This is a genomic window from Acidovorax sp. Leaf73, assembly GCF_916855635.1.
GTDB classification, from domain to species: domain Bacteria; phylum Pseudomonadota; class Gammaproteobacteria; order Burkholderiales; family Burkholderiaceae_C; genus Acidovorax; species Acidovorax facilis.
Window position 1 is genome coordinate 503,576 of record NZ_CAKASI010000005.1, and the last position, 16,498, is coordinate 520,073.

Consider the following 16,498-nt stretch of genomic DNA (forward strand, 5'->3'; position numbering starts at 1 on the left):
ACGTGCCTGTGGCGGTGTCGCCACAGATTCCCGGCTGTTCGACAGCTGCGCCAGGATAAGCAGATAAGCTGCGACGATTGCTCTGCGGTACGCGCGACATGACGAATACCAGCCTGACATTCGATGTCAAAACTGCTGACCGCCTGATATGGCAAGGTCAGGTTGTGATGTCTCGTTCGGAAGCCCCTTACTTTGATGAGTTGTTCGAGCGTGTCGCGCAGGTTGTGCGACCGGAGCGCGTGCTGGAGATCGGGTTTGGACTAGGTATATCTGCGGACCTCATCCAACGGCGCCTACAGCCTACAGAGCACCACATAGTCGAGATCGACACAGGCATCTACGCTGACCTTGTGCGGTTCGCGGGCGACCATCGAGGAGTGGTTGCCTGCCTCGGAGACTGGCGCAGCGCGCCGTTGGCTGCGCCTTTCGATCTGGTCTTCTATGACCCCTTCAACTACACCGAAGAGCCGGATGATCCGGTGCGAGAGGCTGGTCTATTGCGACACCTTGTGAGAAACGGGGGCGCGCTCTGCCATCCACACTTCGGCGACGGTCCCCCGCGCGTTTTGCCTGGCTTCCGTACTGTCGTCCTCGAGCGATTCAAGGTTCCTAAGATTGACATGGCCGATGGGACGCATTGCGGGCACGCCGCGGCGGTGCTCTGCTATCCAGACGACTGACGTCTTCCGTTGCGCAGCAGTGCCGCAAGCGGCCCCTGCTCATCGTCGGCCAACCTGAGCATCAGTCCAAGCAAGAAGCCCGGTGACGTGGCGGCATAACTTGTTCGGACTGTGTCGGCAAGCGTAGCCAGCCCCTGGTGTATTTTGGGGTGCTTTTCGTAGACCGCAGGCAGTAGGGCGAAGAGCGCCACCTGGTGTCTTTGCCTCGAATGCACAAGACGGCTCAGGGCAGACCAGCTTTTCGGTGATCGCAGGAAGGGCTGTGCTTCGCCAGGCGCACCCCAGGCTTCAATCCATTGGCGCTGACGGGGAAAGCCCGAGCAGGCGAAATGCCCGGGTGCCTGCGTCCTGAGTCGTCGGCGAGACGGCAGCGCCTCAGCGCTATCTACCCTGTCTCGCCAGACCGTACTGCCGCTCTTAGCGCGCAGGAAGAGTCTTGTTGTCTCCGCCAAGACCGGATTGCCGCAGTCATCGATCTCGTCCTGATGTTCACCCCATGCGAGGTAGTCGGCCAGCAGGAACGCACACACTTTGTCATCCACCACGACTTGGTTTGCCTCGGGGGCGAACCAATGCTCCATTTCGCTGTCGACCTCCCGACACAGCCTCGCGAACGCAGGGAACTCAAGGTTGAAATCGCGGCTCGTCACGGCGCTCGCTTCCAGCAGCTGGCCTCGTCCGCCACGGTGGGCGTTGCCCATGGTTTGGACATAGCCTGGCAGGTAGATCGTGTCGGCATCCGCCTGGAGGATCAGCACGAGGTCTTCGTGGAGTTGTTCGCGTTGTGCCACTGCCAGCACTGTCGCCATTCCTGCCCGCCGCGCGGGGACATAGCCGCGTCTGTGCTCCTGAGTGATCAGAACCCGCCCCGGCGGTGACGTGCGCTGGATCGCAGACAGGGCCCCCAGCGTTCCATCGCTCGAGCCGTTGTCCACGAGGACCAGCCGCCCGAATGGCTCCAGCCCATCGCCAAACCCGAGTGACGCGCACGTCGCCGCAATGCAGTCTTCTTCGTTCAGGCATGGGATGACGATGAATGTCTCCATGGCCAGATTGCTCACGCGAGTGGGGTCGTCATCGGCCGTGTCCAACGGAGGATGAGCTGGGTAAATCCTGGGGGGGTGGCGTCCACGAATCCCGCCGCCTCGGCAGCTTTCCGGGAAGCGATGTTGGACCGGCGCATGTGGGCGTAGATCGTTTCGTGGGCGCTCAACTGGCAGGCTTTTGCGTACCCGACGCGGCCAATGCCAAGACCCTGACTCTTGATGTTGAGATAGATCTGCAACGACGCATGGCACCCGAGCGGCGGCTCGTCAATCACGTTGATGTAGACTTCGCCAGCACGGGTGCCTCCAACCTCAATGCGCCATTTTTCGCCGCCGGGCCCCTTGCCTTTGTTAGGCGTGCCTGCGACAGAGATCAGATGTACATCGCTGGCCGAAACCTTCGACGCGTCCGTGCGCGGCTTCACGGACCGCGGTTTGGGCGTCTCCCTGGCCGGTCGCCTGCGCTTAGACGGGGTCGCGGTACGAACTGTCACAGGATTCGCGCCAAACCGGCCCGCAGGCGCCGATCAACAGGTTGCCAGAACTCGGCGGGAAAGAAGCCGGGGGAGTAAGCAATGGATACGTCCTCGATGTTCGCCTTGGAGGCCGCCAATGCCTCCACGAGGTCATCGACTCTCAAGAGCATCGTTGGAAGGTCCGGATCGAGCCGAGGGTTGCGCTCGAACCAAGTCGAATCGCCGTCGTAGCGGTTGTTGAAATAGTCCATGTCAATATGGACCAGCGCTGAACGTCCTTCAATGCCATCCGACCACCTGTGCACGTCATTGGTTCCGAGATAGTCCCCTGTGCCGCTCGCGCCGTCGACCAGGTCAATGGCAAGCCGCTGGGCGTTCGGGTTGAGCAGGGTGTCAGCCACCAAGTTGTGCTTGAACTTTCGACGCACGTCAGCCTGTATCTTGGGCGGCTGACAGAGATGCCGGACTTCCGCCTCTGGGCAGTGCCACAAAAACGGTGTCATGAAGCTGCCCATGCCGATGGCGCCGCTCTCGATCGCACGCAGTACCGTCGGCGGATCGTTCAGCTTCACTTCATCGTTGGTGATGGCGTCAACGAGGGTGCCGTTGGCCAGGTACAGCCGTGGCGATCCCAGGTCGCGGTGGTCGTCCACGTGCAGGACGACGGTTGGCTCGACAGTGCCGGACGGCCTCCGTGCCAGCCACTCGCACCAGCTCAGCACTGTCCACTGGTCGTACAGCGAGGTCATGATGCGGCCCTCGCGCCAGCGTGCCGACCACATGGATCCCAAGGAGACGCTTCGGCCCCACCAACGCAGGCCAGTGTTGAGGGCGGGGTCGACATGCCGATCGGCTCCGCTAGGCCAATTCAGTTCGAGGTCGACGTCGCCGCCGGATTCCGTTGCCACCGCGTCCTTGTCGCAGAAGTAGTCCCGCAGGTACCCGTGCCAGAGGGCAGGATCTTGGGGAAGCCGCCCTCTCGGTATTCGCACGCGCTACTCCCGCGCCGCAGCTTCCAACACGGCCGCCAGGGAACGGCCGACCCCTGTCAGCGGGCACTTGGCCAGAGTCTGGAACGCTTCCCTCAGACGCGTATCGGTATCCATCAGTTGATTCTGGGCCCGCATGTTAAGCCGGTCAAGGTTCAACGAATTGACGTACTTCCAGAAACGGCGCAGCTCGACGAACACAAAGATCGCATGGAAGAGACCTGACGGCGGTCGCAGGTCTTGGCGCCACGGTGACACCACCTTGCGGGTGGTCGGCTCGACCACCGGCGCGATCCGCTCCAGCAGGTATAGCTTCTGGTGGCGATACTCGTGGAGGAGAGAGTCCGCCAAGTCGTAGGCATCGATAAGTCCACCTCGTTGCATCACCGAGACGTAAAGCGTTCCGGGCACAGCGTTGTCGCTGAAAGACACAATCTTGTCCGGATCGGCAGCGGGGTCCCGGATGAACTGGACTGCGCGGCAGATCATGCGCAGCTCTCGCACAAGTGCCGGGCGCCACGCGTCCAGGATGCCAAGCGCTTCTTGCAGCAGCGGCAGCGCGGCCGGGAGCACATCTTGGTCTTCAAAGTGGATGGCGCCGCCGAATGGGCGACGCAGCCAAACATCTGTCGCATGGACCACGGGCGACGCCTCGGGCGAGCCTTGTAGGCCGGCTAGCATCCACTGAGCATAGGACACGTCAGGGTCGAGTGCGCTACCGTCAACGGCGCTGACGGGACGGCCCGCATCCCTCGCCAGTATTGCGTTGCTCCATGCGACCGCGCCGGGCTTCTGTGCGAGGAGATCGATGGCGGACGGCGACTCGAGCAACGTCCTGGCCACCGCAGTTCCCTCGGGCTCGTTGCAACTGCTTTCGAGCCAAAGCAAGGCGCTTCGCAGTCCTGTCGACTGCGCCGACGTGGCGCTGGCCCAAAGCGCCGAAACAGCTTCGCGCGACGTTTCCGCACTCTCAAACTCACGCAGGTCGCCGGTGTAGCCGGCCGCAGCACTGACGGGTCTCGCCAACTCGAGTGACTCAGCGACCCGCGCCTGCACATGGCGGATCAGGGCGCGCATCTCTTTGCAGTAGACCGTCGGGTTCTTGAACCCGTTCAGGCCAAATCGGTGCGGCACCGACCCGCCGCCGCACACGTCGACCACGTCGCAACTTCGGCAGCTGGTGCACAGGCCTTCCTTCGTCAGTAGTGCACGATGTGCTGCCAGGGCGGGTGAGGCGGCCACCTCTGAGATGGGTGTGTCAGTGACAGCGCCGTTGAGCCGAGTCGCATCCTGCGACACCACCTTGAGCACATCGAGGTCGTGATACGAACCGTCCGTTTCGACGGTAATGAGGCTCACATCGCCGAAGCCAAATGCATCGGTCTGCGAAGGCATGCCGGCCACGGCGTCGAGTAGAGCCTCGAAGGTCCGCACCTGTAGGGTGGGGTATTCATCGAACCAAAGGTCAAAGGCCTCGATCAGCCACTTCTCGTACAGGTTAGGTTGTTCAACCCGCCCCGGCGGCGGGCGCTGGTGATGCGCATCCGGCAAAAGGAAGTCCAGTCGCGGCACCTGCTGCTCGCTAAAGAATTCGAGCAGCTGCCGCGGCTGCGTTCGCGGGTCGATAACCGCGATCACGCCAGCAAACAAATCAGGCGCGCTTCGCAGCAGCTGTAGGGCCTGGTAAGTCTGCTCAAAACTAGAACGACCACGCCGGGAGGTGCGATGCAGATCATTCGCCTCTTTTGGACCGTCGAGGCTTAGGGAGATGCCGATGGCAGCACTAGCGAACGCGTCTAGCGCCTCTTGCGTTAGCAAGAGGCCGTTGGTCTGCATGCCGATGTCGAGTTGCACATGAGTACCCACCGCACCGCGAAGCTGGGCCGCAAAGGCCACGAGTTCGGTGCTTCCCATGAGCAACGGCTCGCCACCATGGAACACGACCACACAACGCCGTATCCCGGCATGCTGCAGATAAGACGCCAGTTGCGACGCAAACGCCTCACGGTTTTCTGGCGAGAGCAGCCGCGGCATCGACCGCCAGCTCTGATCTGCGTGGTGGTAGACGTAGCAGTAGTCACAATCCAGATTGCACCTGGAGGCGACCTTGACTAGGAACGAGGTGAGTTGAACCCCGTCAGCCCGAACAGCCACTATGAGCGGTTGTGTCGATGGTGCATCCGGTCGTAGCTCGTGATGACCTCGCTGGCGTCGGTGACCTTCAGGATTCGTGTCTGGAGGCGCTGCAGCGCCGGGTTGGCATGCTGGCCGCGCGCAATCGCGTCACGCACCTCGCTCTTTTGATCGAGATCCTCTTGCTGCGGTTGCTGCATCGTGTTCGAAATCATTAGTCAGTCCTCCATGTGTCGCAGATATTAAAGCTTGTAACGATCGCGCGCAATGCGACGCCAGCGGGAGTACGGCGCGGCAATGGTGCCCACCACCAACATCCATTGAATCGACGCGCCCTGAACCATGCGCAGGGGGATGCCATTTGGCTATGTAGCCTGCACGTCAAACGCTCTCAAGCACATGTGATCCCACCGACACGGACCCCACTGCGCTGATTTTTATCCTGCGAGGGCACTCCGGTCTAGACGTGGTTCCAAGACAGGTTTCGGCATCTCGCCACCCATGATGCATAGTCGCACGAGCGCAAGAAGCAAGGCGACAAAGCTCCCGCTGCTGGCTCGATTGAAAGAACTGTGTCCAACGTGCCTGGGTTGGCGTGAACGGCTGCTCCGGCCGCCAGACCGGTCGACCAAATCTTGCCCCAGCGGGCGCGAATGACCGCAGTGTGCCCGCCATCGCGCGAATGACCAACGACGCCGTCCGACCGAAATCGCTGCAGAACCGACCTCTGGCGCGGCAGTTTTAGGCTGGACTGAGTCACTCGGTGATGGCGGTGCCGCATCGTTGCGAAGCCCGCCAGCAGTCATACAGGCAGTGACCACAGAAGCGACAGCTTCACCCTCGACACCGGACACTCGCCGCTGGATGGAGCAAAGCCCTGGTTGAAGGACCGGTTTCCGCATGGACGAAGTGACACTCCCAACCGAAAGCAGCCGCCGCTTTGCGCAGATCAGCCGCTCGCCCATGGGGGTTGTCGAGTCGCGGGGAGGCGGCAAGGCGTGCCATGGAAAACGCATTTTCGGCAGAATGTTGCGATGGACATCTCAAACCTCGCCGAGCCGCCAGAGCGCCCAAGGAAAACAGCCCTGCAGAAGCTTCAGGAGGACTTGGACCGGCAAATGAGCCCGTTCCGGGACATCCAGAATGTGCTCAACCAGCTAGGTGGATACAGCCACTTCAAGGACATAGAGGCGGAGATTCGGCGTTACTCGCCCGACCAGCAACTGCGCGACATGCTGAAGTCTATCGGCGGCTCAAGCCTTATCCACCAGATGATGGAGCAAGAGTCTGCGACCAAACAGGTACAGCGGCTGATGGACGCATACTTTCCTAAGATGTCAGCCATCGGCCAGTTCGGCTCAGACACGGAAGCGTTCAAGCGGGCCATCGGTCTCAGCGGCAGCTTGACCGCAAAGATGCTCGATGACGCCATGCCCAAGACGTCGTCGTACGAGCGCCTGCTGGAGCAAATGCGGCGCCAGGCATTAGGCGGAATGGCCACCGCCGACTACGCGCGCCAGCTAGAGCAGGCGAATCCTGCGCTGAGCACTATAGAAGCTGCTCGCAAGTCCTTCGACAACATCTTCGCCACATTCCGAGACATCGACTTCAGCCAAATGGGCGAGTCGGAAGAGGATCTACGTGAGGCCGAGGCGCAGGTTGAGGACATCGCCCAGACGGCATCCGAACAGGCGGACCTCCAGGCGGCGACGGAACAAATTGCCAAGGCGGTGGCAGCCCACCCGAACCCGTTCGTGCGGCTGTTCCTGTGGGTGCACTTCCGCACCCTGTTAAATCACATCTACGCTGGGGTCGTGAGCACCGCGATAAGTGTTGCCGTCACGACCTACATGACGGCTGTGCCCGCTCAGAGCCCGCAGGAGGCGACAAAGAGCGTCAAGGAAGCCGCCAAGGCTGCGGTGAGCGTCCCGGAGTTTCTGGCCGACCAGCGGTTCATCTCGGGCAAGGCGGTCAGCGTCCGCATGAACCCGCGTGCCAAATCGCCTGAACTCGCACGCCTGAAGTTCGGCAACGTCGTGCGCGTGGTGAAGACCGAGCGGGACTTCACTCTTGTGGTGTGGGCGGACAAGCACGCAGGTGTTGAGATTCAGGGCTGGGTTTTCTCGCGCTACCTGGAAAAGTTCAAGTAGACCGCGAAGCGGGTTAGGCTTGGATTGCTGCCAGTTTGATGCGACACAACCTCGGACCCACTGCACCTGTGGCCATTGAGCCAGCGCAGGCGCCACTCTGTCATGTGGACAGGTCGGACGTAGCCGCATTCCTGCAGCCACTCAACCACCAGCGCCCGAATGTCGGCCTCGTCTTCGAGCAAAAAAAGCCGTCTCAGAGCCAACAATACTTTCCGACGTTGACGCACCTCGATAAATGCCTGCCAGACTCGCCGCATGGCCACGTGCCGCCAGTTCATGCGCCGATGGTCCAACGGCGTCTTCGCGTTGCGCAGTCCCCAGCTATCACTATCAACGCCCGTTCCGACCGAACCCTCTAGTGTGGACACACATTCTCTACATATTCTCTGCTCGCGGGTTTGGGCAACCGGCCATTAGAAAGTGCTCTGTCGATACTGCAACACTACGATAGCTTACAAATAGCCGCTGACGCCCCAGCGACCACGAAGGCCAAAGACATGCACATCTCCAAACTCACGCTGGTCAACTACCGAAATTTCAAGAACACCAGTCTGACGTTTCAGCCTGGCGTCAATACCATCATTGGAGAGAACGGAGCGGGCAAGTCCAACATCCTCCGTGCCATCCGGCTGCTCCTGGACGATAACATGGTCCGCGCAGCTTATCGGCTGGAAGAGTCCGATTTCAGCCGCGCGCTGGATCAGTGGAAGGGCCACTGGATCATCATCAGCATGGAGTTCGAGGACCTCAGCCCCGATGAGGCGGTCCAGGCGCTGTTCTTGCACGGCACGGCCGGGATCCACGCTGGACCGATTGCCAAGGCCACCTACAACCTGATCTTCCGCCCCAAGAAGGAGATCCGGCTGAAGCTGGCGGCTCTCGATGACTTTGACTTCGCGGAGTTGAAGGCGATCCGGGATGGCATCACTATCGACGACTACGAGAGCATCTTCACCGGCCGAAGCAGCGCTGATTTCAGCGACCCGGCGACGTATCAACGGATTGTCGGAGACTTCGACTTATGCTCCTTCGACGACGAAACCGAATTCCCTGAACTTGGGGCGAAGGTGCCCGGCTTCCTGTCGGTCACCAAGGAGGTGTCACTCACCTTCATCCAGGCGCTTCGCGACGTCGTGGCCGAGTTTCACAACAACCGCACCAATCCGCTGCTTACCCTGCTCAAGAGCAAGAGCGACGAGATCGACGCGGCGGCCCTTGTCCCCATAGTTGGCAAGGTGAGCGATCTCAATCGCGCCATCGAAGGGCTTGAGGATGTGCAGGCGGTGCGCAAGCACATCCGAGAGACCATCAAGGATACTGCCGGCGAAACCTACTCCCCGACCTCGCTGTCGATCCGGTCGGACCTACCCGAGGATGCGGAGCAGCTGTTCCAATCACTGCGCCTGTTCGTAGGGGAGTCGGAGGACGGATATGAAGGGACGATCAACGAGCTCAGTCTGGGCGGTGCTAATTTGATCTACCTGACGCTCAAACTGCTGGAGTTCAAATACCAGCGAGAAAAGATGGCAATCGCGAACTTCCTGCTTATCGAAGAGCCCGAAGCGCATATCCACACCCATATCCAGAAAACACTATTTGATCGCATCGCCTACGAGGATGCTCAGGTCATCTACACGACGCACTCCACACACATCTCCGAAGTGAGCAACGTGAGCAACGTCAACATCCTAGGTCGACGCGGCGCATTCTGTGAGGCATACCAGCCGGCGACCGGACTGGATCCTGCCCAAGTGACAAGCATCCAGCGATACCTGGATGCAGTCCGTAGCAACCTGCTGTTCGCCAAAAGCGTGATTTTGGTGGAGGGGGACGCGGAAGAGATCCTGATCCCAGTGCTTGTAAAGCGGGTCCTGGGTCTGAGCGTGGACGAGTTGGGGATCAGTGTCATCAACATCCGCAGCACGGGCTTCAAGAACGTCGCGGTCCTGTTCCATGACCTCAGGATTCGCAAGCGGTGTGCAATCGTCACTGACTTGGATGCGATCTTCTTCGACACCACGCCAAATCCGGCGGATGACGGCGTCTTTGCCGCCAGGAAGCGAAAGGCGATTGGCTCGCAGACGGCTGGGGCGCAGCGAAAGATCGATTTGGACGCGTTTGCCGCGGGCAATGCCTGGGTACAGAGCTTCTACGCCACGCATACCTTCGAGGTGGATCTTGTCGGCTCGGGCAATCATGAAGCCTTTGTGCGCACCGTCGACAAGGTCTACAAGGCGCCGGCGACGATCACGCAGGCAATGGCCGACCTTCGCTCGGGCCTAATTCATCAAAGTGGTTACCGGACCTTGACGATGGCCGAGCAAGAAGGCAAAGGGTGGTTCGCTATCTTGCTCGCTCAAACGCTGGATCACCAAGCAGTGGTGCCCGGCTACATCCGAGAGGCCGTCCTGTTTGCGCATGGCCTGTTCTCTCGACCGCTGATCATGCGAATCCTCCGACACCGGATGAACTGCCTGTCGGATATCGATCGCGCTGCGCGTCCGCGCCTGGCGGTCTTCAATGCTGAGGTGGAGCGTTTTGGCCGCTCAGAGATCGATCTACCGACCCTTCGCACCGCGTCTGCAGCAGCATTGCCAGGTGACGTGGTCCATGCATTCCTGGCGGGGATGGTCTGATGTTTGTCTGGGGTGCCACTGAGCTCAATCCCGAGCAAGCGGCTGCAGTAGAAGAACCGTCGAGCGTCTTCCTGGTCGCTTGTCCGGGCAGCGGGAAAACGCGCACGCTGACCTACAAGATCGCCTACGAACTGTCCCGACGCACGGACAAGCGCATCGTCGTGGCCATTACATACACCCATCGGGCTGCTGACGAGATTCAGGAGCGAATTGAAGCTCTTGGAGTCGACACCACCGCCCTGTGGATCGGAACTATCCATTCGTTCTGTCTCGAATGGATCCTCAAGCCATACGGGATCTATGTTCCGGAGCTGGCGCGTGGGTACGCGGTTTTGGATCGACACGACCGGGAGAAGATGCTCGAGCGACTCTGCGCACCGTACCGCGGCGTGACCTTGTATGACTGCGACTATTACTTCGAAGAGGACGATTACCGGCTGGGGTGCGCCGACACATGGAAGCATGAAACAATCCACAGGGTGCTGGCGGCCTACTTTCGAGAACTGGCGGACACGAGACGAATCGATTTCGAACTGATCCTACGGTACTCCCAGGTGCTGATCCGAAATCAGCCGGATATCGCGGCGCTGCTCTCCCAAGTCTTCTCATATGTCCTCGTCGATGAGTACCAGGATACGAAGCGGATCCAATACAACTTGGTGGGGGCCATCCTGCGGGCGGGTGCCGGTAGCACCAAGACGTTCATCGTAGGAGATCCCAATCAAGCGATTTACGGATCACTTGGCGGGTATGCCATTTCAGCGGCGGACTTTCGCGCGCTCACGGACATTCCAATTCGGGAGATGGCGCTGCGTTTGAACTACCGCTCAAGTGCGAGGATCATCGGGCACTTCTCCAACTTTAATGTGCACGCTACCGACATTGAGGGAGCTGGCAAGATGGTTGGCTTTCCGAGCCAAGTCTCCTACAACCGCGTCGTTGCGCACGAAGATCTTCACGATGAGCTCGTCAGGCTCATCCAAAAGAGCTTGGCCGACGGACATGCACCCGAAGAGATATGCGTGCTGGCGCCGTGGTGGATCTTGCTGGCGTCTACCACCCGAAAACTTGTGGCACAGCTCCCCGACCAGCAGTTCGACGGTCCGGGATTGGTGCCGTTCAGCAATGATCCCGACAACTTTTGGTTCAAGCTCTCTAAGATCTTGCTGACGGAGTCGTCGCCCCAAATGCTCGTGCGACGCATGCGATGGGCCAGGGACGTCATTGCCGACCTCCGCGATTTCGGCATCGACACGTCCAGGATCACGCAGCGTTCGCTGCTGCGGGAGTCCAACTCTCTCGCCATTGCCGAGACAGACGGCTTGGCGTATCTGGACCAGGCGTTCGCAGCGTTACTGGATCGCCTGCTGATCGAGCTGAATGCTTTCCCCGCGCTGGTGGAGCATCGCGAGGCATTCTTTGCGAGTTCCCAGGCGCGGCTGGAGAGGCTGCAGAACTCTGGTGCCAGCTACATCACCGATCTGTCGTTCTTCAAAAAGGTGTTCCGCGAACGCACTGGGATCACCGTGTCGACCATTCATGGGGTCAAGGGCGCCGAGTTTGACGTGGTCATCGCGTTCGGTCTTCTTCAGGGCATGGTGCCCCACTTCAGTGATTCCGACGGCGATATCGCCGCCAGCAAGTTGCTGTATGTCCTGGCCTCGCGCGCTCGAAAGCACTTGCACCTCATCTCGGAGGCCGGTCGCTCACGCGGAAGATATGGGAGCTACCAGCCCACCGAGGTTTTGGCCCGCTGTGAATTCGATTACAACGGATAGTGAGGGCGGCGCATCTACCGCAAGAGCGGTTTAGTCCTGTGTCCATTCCCTGCAGCACCTGAGTTCGCGCCAGCGAGGTGATTGGCTCAAAAGTCAGCTAACGGCTGCTATCGGGGGATGCGCCTTGGCGGTACGAACGGCAGCATCGGGTCGGCAGCACCTATTCGCGCCTGCTGTCAGCAGACTTCCACGAAGTAGAGTGATCCTGGGCACCTGCGTCAGCTGTCCACTTGATACCCGCCGTTCGGTCTGCGGAGGCGCTGATATCGCGAAGACCGGTATGGGGCAGACAACGTGACCTGACGGCGCGGCCGCGGACGGCAGCAGGTGCTACAAAGCCGTCTTGGACTTGCGATCCAGAAAAGGCTGCGACGGATCGTTTGCAGCTTTAGCTGATGGACTGGTGCTGTTCCATCACGACGGCCATGCAAGCGATGGCCACCTGTGCTGCTGCATATTCAATCTACCCGCAGGCTCAAGAAGTTAATTCCCGTGCGCTGCATCAGTTCCGCGTAGCTGATTGGTTGCGACACGCGCTCCCCCGCGCTGTTGGCTTGCCAGTGCGCCCAGGCGCGGCCTGTGGTGGCGTCGTAGACCAGCTTGTAAGGGTAGGTGGGCACCTTCACGCCATGGGGCCCGATGCGCTCGCTCTCACGTGTGTACACCGGCCCCGTGATCACGAATACCTCGCCCTGAGCGCGCAATACATAGCGCCGCGTATCCTGCTCTATCTTGGCCCAGGCCCCACTGTTGTGCTGGATGTTCTGCGGCACCATGTTTGCCAGCGAGAAGCTTTGTGTCATGGCCGAAGGCGTGGGCATGTCGCCGGCTGGCGCCATATGCCCGCGCGAATAGCCCGATCCCTTGTAGTCCTCCAGTTCCGCGCGCTCATTGCGTGGTAGCCTCCCATCGGAGAAGAAACGGTCGGCACGCTTCTCGTCGGCGTCCTCGATCAGGCGCCGGTTGAGCCGCTGGGCTACGTAGACCGGGGTACGAGTGGAGCCGCTGTGCAGCACTGCAAAGGCCTCATAGCAAAGCTCGCGCAGCGCGGGCTGACTCGGTACCTGGGGCGGCAAGCCATTCGCAAAGAACTGCGGGCACTGTGAGAAACGTGTGGGTAGCTCGACGCGCGGTGCCTCGCCCCGGTTGGAGCGTGCATCAGCAGAGGGAGCAGCGAAGAAAAGAAAGACGGCAGCAACGGTAGCGACCAGTGCTGCGAAGACAGGGCGCAACGTGCGCCCCCGAAAAGAAATGCAGCCCACGGCAAACAGGCAAAGCCGTGGATTGAATCACAGTGTGCAGGTGTCCTTGTGTAAGCACGGCAAAAATTCCCCGAGCCTGCTCTCGTCCTGGGGAGTCCTGGTTTTCAGAACGGAATATCGTCGTCCATGTCATCAAAGCCCGAGGCCGTGGGCGGCGAGGTTGGCGTCGCCGGGGCAGGGGCCGGGCGCGTACTGGCTCGCGTCTTGGCTTCTGGAGGTGCCGGTGCGGGGTCCGGTGCCTCATTCACGCCCGCTCCGTCCAGAGCCGTCTTCAACGCTGCTTCCACCGCATCGATGCGCTGCTTGCAGACCTTGTACGCATTCACCGACTCGGTGACGATGGTCAGCAGATCATCGATGTTGGGCTCGTCCTGGTTGCGCAGCGTTTGGGCATGCCGCTGCAGCACGCCATAGGCTTCACGAAAACTTTCCATCACTCATTCCTTCCGGTTTCTGTCGTCCGGACGGGCGGGCACCACCCCGTCGCGGAACTGGATCTCAAGGGCGGGGAGGGCGCGTGCCTGGGCTTGGTCCGTCACGGGCTTCCCCTCGAGCGTGCGCACGATCGCAAAGCCGCGGGCCAGGGTCTTCTCCGGCCCCTGGCCGGTGACCTCGCGCATGAGCGCCTCGGCTTGATTTCTTGCCGTTTGCAGGCTCCCTTGGGCGCGCTCAGCCACCCGCTGCAGCCGGTCCTCCACGGCCTGGCTGGCCGCACGGGTCGCGGCGCGGCCGCGGTCCACCACGGCATGGAGCGCAAGCTCCGACCCGCCACGCGCCTCGGCCACACTGGCCTGGGCCCGGGCGCGCACATCGTGCAGCAGGGCCGGCACCTGCTGCCGGGCCGCCGCCAGATGCCGCCGGGCCTCGCCCTGGGCCTCGTTCCACCGCGCCAGGCTGCGCGCCGCAGCTTCGTGCACTTGCAGCATGGATGCCACTTCCACTTGGCCCATGGCCTGGGTGCTGCCATGCCTGGCTCGGGCGAGATGGGCCTGGGCATCGGCGCGCACCTGGGCCTCGCTGCGGTCGACGTCGGCTCGCACGCGCTGGGTGAGACGGCCCGCCGCCGTGAACACCGCCTCGGCCGCCATGCGGGCCTCGCGCGTGCGCTGCAGGATCTGGTGTTCGATGCCCGCGATCACCTTGCTGGGCGTATCGAAGCGCTGGTGGGCTACCTCGTCCGGCAGCGTGTTGTCGCGCTCATGGCCGATGCCGGTGAGCACGGGAATGTCTTGGTCGCAGATGAAGCGCGCCAGGTCGTAGTCATTGAGCCAGGCCAGATCGTTGACCGCGCCGCCGCCGCGGATCAGTGCGATCGCATCGGGAGGCGCCCCCTTCGGAAACGCTTCCAGGGCCTGCACCATCGCGGAGACGATCTCCCGCGCTGCGCCTTCCCCCTGGAACCGGCTGTGGGCATAGACGAAGCGGCAGACCCCAAAGCGTTCCAGCCGCTCCGACTCCTTCCGGAAATCCCCCAGCCCTGCCGCATCCTCGGGCGCCACCACGAGCACGCAGCGGTAGTCCCAGGGCGGCTCCTGGCGCCGGTTGTGCTCGAACACCCCCTCGCGCTGCAGCCGCTCCCTGATCTCGCGCTTGCGCGCCTCCAGGTCCCCGAGCGTGTACTCGGGATCGATGGCATCGATCTCCAGGCTGAAACCGTACTGCGCATGGAACACCGGCCGCGCCAGCACCAGCAGCTTGATGCCCGCGCCGATGACCGCGCCTGTGGCCTTCTCGAATTCCGGCAAGATGCGCGCGGCCGTCGCGCTCCAGATCATGGCCCGGGCTTTGGCAACGGGCTGGCCGTTGCCATCGCGCTCGGACAGCTCTAGATAGACATGGCCGCGCACCCGCGCCTCGACCACCTCCACCAAGGTCCAAACCCCTTTGGAAAACGCCTGGGCCACCGCACTGGCCACGCCATTGAGCAGACGCGAGAGCGGAATTCCTTTGGCGCGGGGGAGGGCGAGTGCCTCTTCAGACAAGGGCAGGGCCAGATCTGTGGACGAAGGTGAGAGCGAGGAGGGCGCCTCTACGGGCGTCGGCAGCCATTGGGCGAACACCGCCAGATCCCGCCCATCATCGACATACCAGCGTTTGACCGCGCCATCGAAGCGCGCGCCCAGCGACTTGGCGGCGTCTTTCTGCGCGAAGGGAACGTTCAGGTACTGCCGGGACATGGGAAGTGAAGGGGCTGCGAGGCAGCGCCATTGTGGACCAAGGGGCTTGGGCCACGGAGCGTATCGGCTATAAACCGGAATTCACCACCTCTCACAAACATCCACACCATGAACCGCGCAGACCTCGTGGCAACCCTCGCCGCAAAGAACGACCTCTCCAAGACGGCCGCCAACGCCGTGCTTGACACACTGATCGAGACCATCCAGACCGCCGTGAAGAAGGGCGATGCGGTGCAACTGGTCGGCTTCGGCACGTTCAAGTCAGTTAAGCGCGCTGCGCGCACCGGCAAGAATCCCTCCACGGGTGCTGCCATCAAGATCCCCGCATCCACAGTGCCCAAGTTCGTATCCGGTGCGAAGTTCAAGGCCGTGGTGGACCCCAAGGTTGCCAAGCGCAAGGCCGAAAAGGCCGGCAGGTAAGCCGCCAGACCGATCCGCAAGCCGCCCGCGCGCCCTGGCCCCGGGCGGTTTTTTGTTGGGGCCGCTAAGCTCCACGCCTTCCACACACGGGGTTCAACGATGACAGCTTTCTCCGACGCATTCCGGGCCGAAGTTCTGCGCATGGCGCGCAAGGAGATCAAGGGCGAACTGGGCTGCCTGCGCAAGACCGTCACGGCGCAGCGCTCCGAGATCGCAGCGCTCAAGCGGGATGTGAAGGACCTGGTGTCACAGGTGAAAGGGATACACAAGGCGGCAGCGCGTCAGGCGGCTCCGGGCAAGGCACAGGCCCAGGACGCCGAAGTCCCGGCACGCCAGGGACGTCGCTTTCAGTTCAAGGCCGAGGCGCTGGCGACTAAGCGGGAACAGTTGGGCCTCTCGCAGCAGGCCATGGCTTCGTTGTTGGAGGCCTCAACGCTTTCCGTGGCGCGCTGGGAGGGCGGGAAGGCGATGCCACGGGCGAAACAGCTTGAGCGCATTCAGGTGGTGTTCAAGATGGGGAAGCGGGAGGCGTTGGCCAAGTTGCAGGAGTGAGGCTTTTTTGAGGGGGACGAACCTAGCTGCGGTTCGCCCTAGGATTGCTTGAAGCCTTGTGCAGAGAATCGGGGACGAATGTCAGATTGCCCGTTGCCCCCAACGGCTCAAAAGTGTCTAGGAATGTTGGGGCGATTCAGTTGGACCGCTTGCGTATGCCCGAAATCTTTCGCTCTGCAGATGACAATCTGTTACCGTA

The 16,498-nt window shown here is 61.5% G+C and carries 14 protein-coding genes; 6 read left to right on the forward strand and 8 right to left on the reverse strand.

Translation table 11 applies throughout. The annotated features are described in order from the left end of the window. Positions 1 to 98 precede the first annotated feature (98 nt). Positions 99 to 680: a class I SAM-dependent methyltransferase gene (locus LPA35_RS19080; protein ID WP_228898205.1), complete on the forward strand. Its 582-nt coding sequence runs from the start codon at positions 99 to 101 to the stop codon at positions 678 to 680. Here the strand turns inward: LPA35_RS19080 and LPA35_RS19085 are convergent. From LPA35_RS19085 to yhhA, 5 genes are all read right to left on the reverse strand, one after another. Continuing rightward, entirely contained in the window at positions 665 to 1,726 is a 1,062-nt protein-coding gene (locus tag LPA35_RS19085; RefSeq protein WP_228898207.1) for a glycosyltransferase, read from the reverse strand. The two genes, LPA35_RS19080 and LPA35_RS19085, sit on opposite strands and share 16 nt — an antisense overlap. Before the next feature lie 11 nt (positions 1,727 to 1,737). After that, complete coding sequence (locus LPA35_RS19090) at positions 1,738 to 2,151, reverse strand: hypothetical protein (protein ID WP_228898209.1); 414 nt, start codon at positions 2,149 to 2,151, stop codon at positions 1,738 to 1,740. A 65-nt stretch (positions 2,152 to 2,216) separates the two neighbouring features. Then, the gene (locus LPA35_RS19095) at positions 2,217 to 2,951 is read right to left on the reverse strand and encodes a hypothetical protein (RefSeq protein WP_228898211.1); all 735 of its coding nucleotides are present in this window, start codon (positions 2,949 to 2,951) and stop codon (positions 2,217 to 2,219) included. Between the two features lie 246 nt (positions 2,952 to 3,197). After that, entirely contained in the window at positions 3,198 to 5,345 is a 2,148-nt protein-coding gene (gene yhhB, locus LPA35_RS19100; RefSeq protein WP_228898213.1) for a cyclophane-forming radical SAM/SPASM peptide maturase YhhB, read from the reverse strand. Continuing rightward, positions 5,345 to 5,539: a YhhA family cyclophane-containing RiPP gene (gene yhhA / locus LPA35_RS19105; RefSeq protein ID WP_228898215.1), complete on the reverse strand. Its 195-nt coding sequence runs from the start codon at positions 5,537 to 5,539 to the stop codon at positions 5,345 to 5,347. The genes yhhB and yhhA overlap by 1 nt, the downstream gene beginning before the upstream one ends. Before the next feature lie 819 nt (positions 5,540 to 6,358). On the opposite strand from yhhA, the gene LPA35_RS19110 reads away from it, so the two are divergent. The 3 genes from LPA35_RS19110 (at position 6,359) to LPA35_RS19120 (ending at position 11,888) form a co-directional block, all read left to right on the forward strand. Beyond that, positions 6,359 to 7,474, forward strand: coding sequence for an SH3 domain-containing protein (locus LPA35_RS19110; RefSeq protein ID WP_228898218.1), 1,116 nt, complete (start codon positions 6,359 to 6,361; stop codon positions 7,472 to 7,474). 497 nt (positions 7,475 to 7,971) lie between these two features. After that, entirely contained in the window at positions 7,972 to 10,110 is a 2,139-nt protein-coding gene (locus LPA35_RS19115) for an AAA family ATPase (RefSeq protein ID WP_228898220.1), read from the forward strand. Beyond that, on the forward strand, positions 10,110 to 11,888 hold the full coding sequence (locus LPA35_RS19120; RefSeq protein WP_228898222.1) for a UvrD-helicase domain-containing protein: 1,779 nt from the start codon (positions 10,110 to 10,112) through the stop codon (positions 11,886 to 11,888). Before LPA35_RS19115 ends, LPA35_RS19120 begins: the two co-directional genes overlap by 1 nt. Positions 11,889 to 12,346: 458 nt before the next feature. Here the strand turns inward: LPA35_RS19120 and LPA35_RS19125 are convergent, their stop codons facing one another. From LPA35_RS19125 to xseA, 3 genes are all read right to left on the reverse strand, one after another. Continuing rightward, a complete protein-coding gene (locus tag LPA35_RS19125; RefSeq protein WP_228898224.1) occupies positions 12,347 to 13,120 on the reverse strand; it encodes a DNA/RNA non-specific endonuclease in 774 nt (257 codons plus the stop codon). Positions 13,121 to 13,254: 134 nt separating this feature from the next. Continuing rightward, complete coding sequence (xseB, locus tag LPA35_RS19130; protein ID WP_228898226.1) at positions 13,255 to 13,584, reverse strand: exodeoxyribonuclease VII small subunit; 330 nt, start codon at positions 13,582 to 13,584, stop codon at positions 13,255 to 13,257. 3 nt (positions 13,585 to 13,587) lie between these two features. Continuing rightward, on the reverse strand, positions 13,588 to 15,327 hold the full coding sequence (xseA, locus tag LPA35_RS19135; protein WP_228898228.1) for an exodeoxyribonuclease VII large subunit: 1,740 nt from the start codon (positions 15,325 to 15,327) through the stop codon (positions 13,588 to 13,590). Between the two features lie 108 nt (positions 15,328 to 15,435). Between xseA and LPA35_RS19140 the strand changes: the two genes are divergently transcribed. Together LPA35_RS19140 and LPA35_RS19145 are read left to right on the forward strand one after the other, a co-directional pair. Beyond that, positions 15,436 to 15,747 (forward strand): HU family DNA-binding protein, encoded by a 312-nt coding sequence (locus LPA35_RS19140; RefSeq protein ID WP_228898230.1) that lies wholly within the window; start codon positions 15,436 to 15,438, stop codon positions 15,745 to 15,747. 99 nt (positions 15,748 to 15,846) lie between these two features. Continuing rightward, positions 15,847 to 16,299: a DNA-binding transcriptional regulator gene (locus tag LPA35_RS19145; protein WP_228898232.1), complete on the forward strand. Its 453-nt coding sequence runs from the start codon at positions 15,847 to 15,849 to the stop codon at positions 16,297 to 16,299. Positions 16,300 to 16,498: the final 199 nt, after the last annotated feature.

Coding starts and splice junctions, on each gene's coding strand:
- LPA35_RS19120 (WP_228898222.1), top strand. CDS start 10,110: ATGTTTGTCTGGGGTGCCACTGAGCTCAATCCCGAGCAAGCGGCTGCA.
- xseB (WP_228898226.1), bottom strand. CDS start 13,584: ATGGAAAGTTTTCGTGAAGCCTATGGCGTGCTGCAGCGGCATGCCCAA.
- LPA35_RS19095 (WP_228898211.1), bottom strand. CDS start 2,951: ATGACCTCGCTGTACGACCAGTGGACAGTGCTGAGCTGGTGCGAGTGG.
- LPA35_RS19080 (WP_228898205.1), top strand. CDS start 99: ATGACGAATACCAGCCTGACATTCGATGTCAAAACTGCTGACCGCCTG.
- LPA35_RS19140 (WP_228898230.1), top strand. CDS start 15,436: ATGAACCGCGCAGACCTCGTGGCAACCCTCGCCGCAAAGAACGACCTC.
- LPA35_RS19145 (WP_228898232.1), top strand. CDS start 15,847: ATGACAGCTTTCTCCGACGCATTCCGGGCCGAAGTTCTGCGCATGGCG.
- LPA35_RS19085 (WP_228898207.1), bottom strand. CDS start 1,726: ATGGAGACATTCATCGTCATCCCATGCCTGAACGAAGAAGACTGCATT.
- xseA (WP_228898228.1), bottom strand. CDS start 15,327: ATGTCCCGGCAGTACCTGAACGTTCCCTTCGCGCAGAAAGACGCCGCC.
- LPA35_RS19115 (WP_228898220.1), top strand. CDS start 7,972: ATGCACATCTCCAAACTCACGCTGGTCAACTACCGAAATTTCAAGAAC.
- LPA35_RS19110 (WP_228898218.1), top strand. CDS start 6,359: ATGGACATCTCAAACCTCGCCGAGCCGCCAGAGCGCCCAAGGAAAACA.
- yhhA (WP_228898215.1), bottom strand. CDS start 5,539: ATGATTTCGAACACGATGCAGCAACCGCAGCAAGAGGATCTCGATCAA.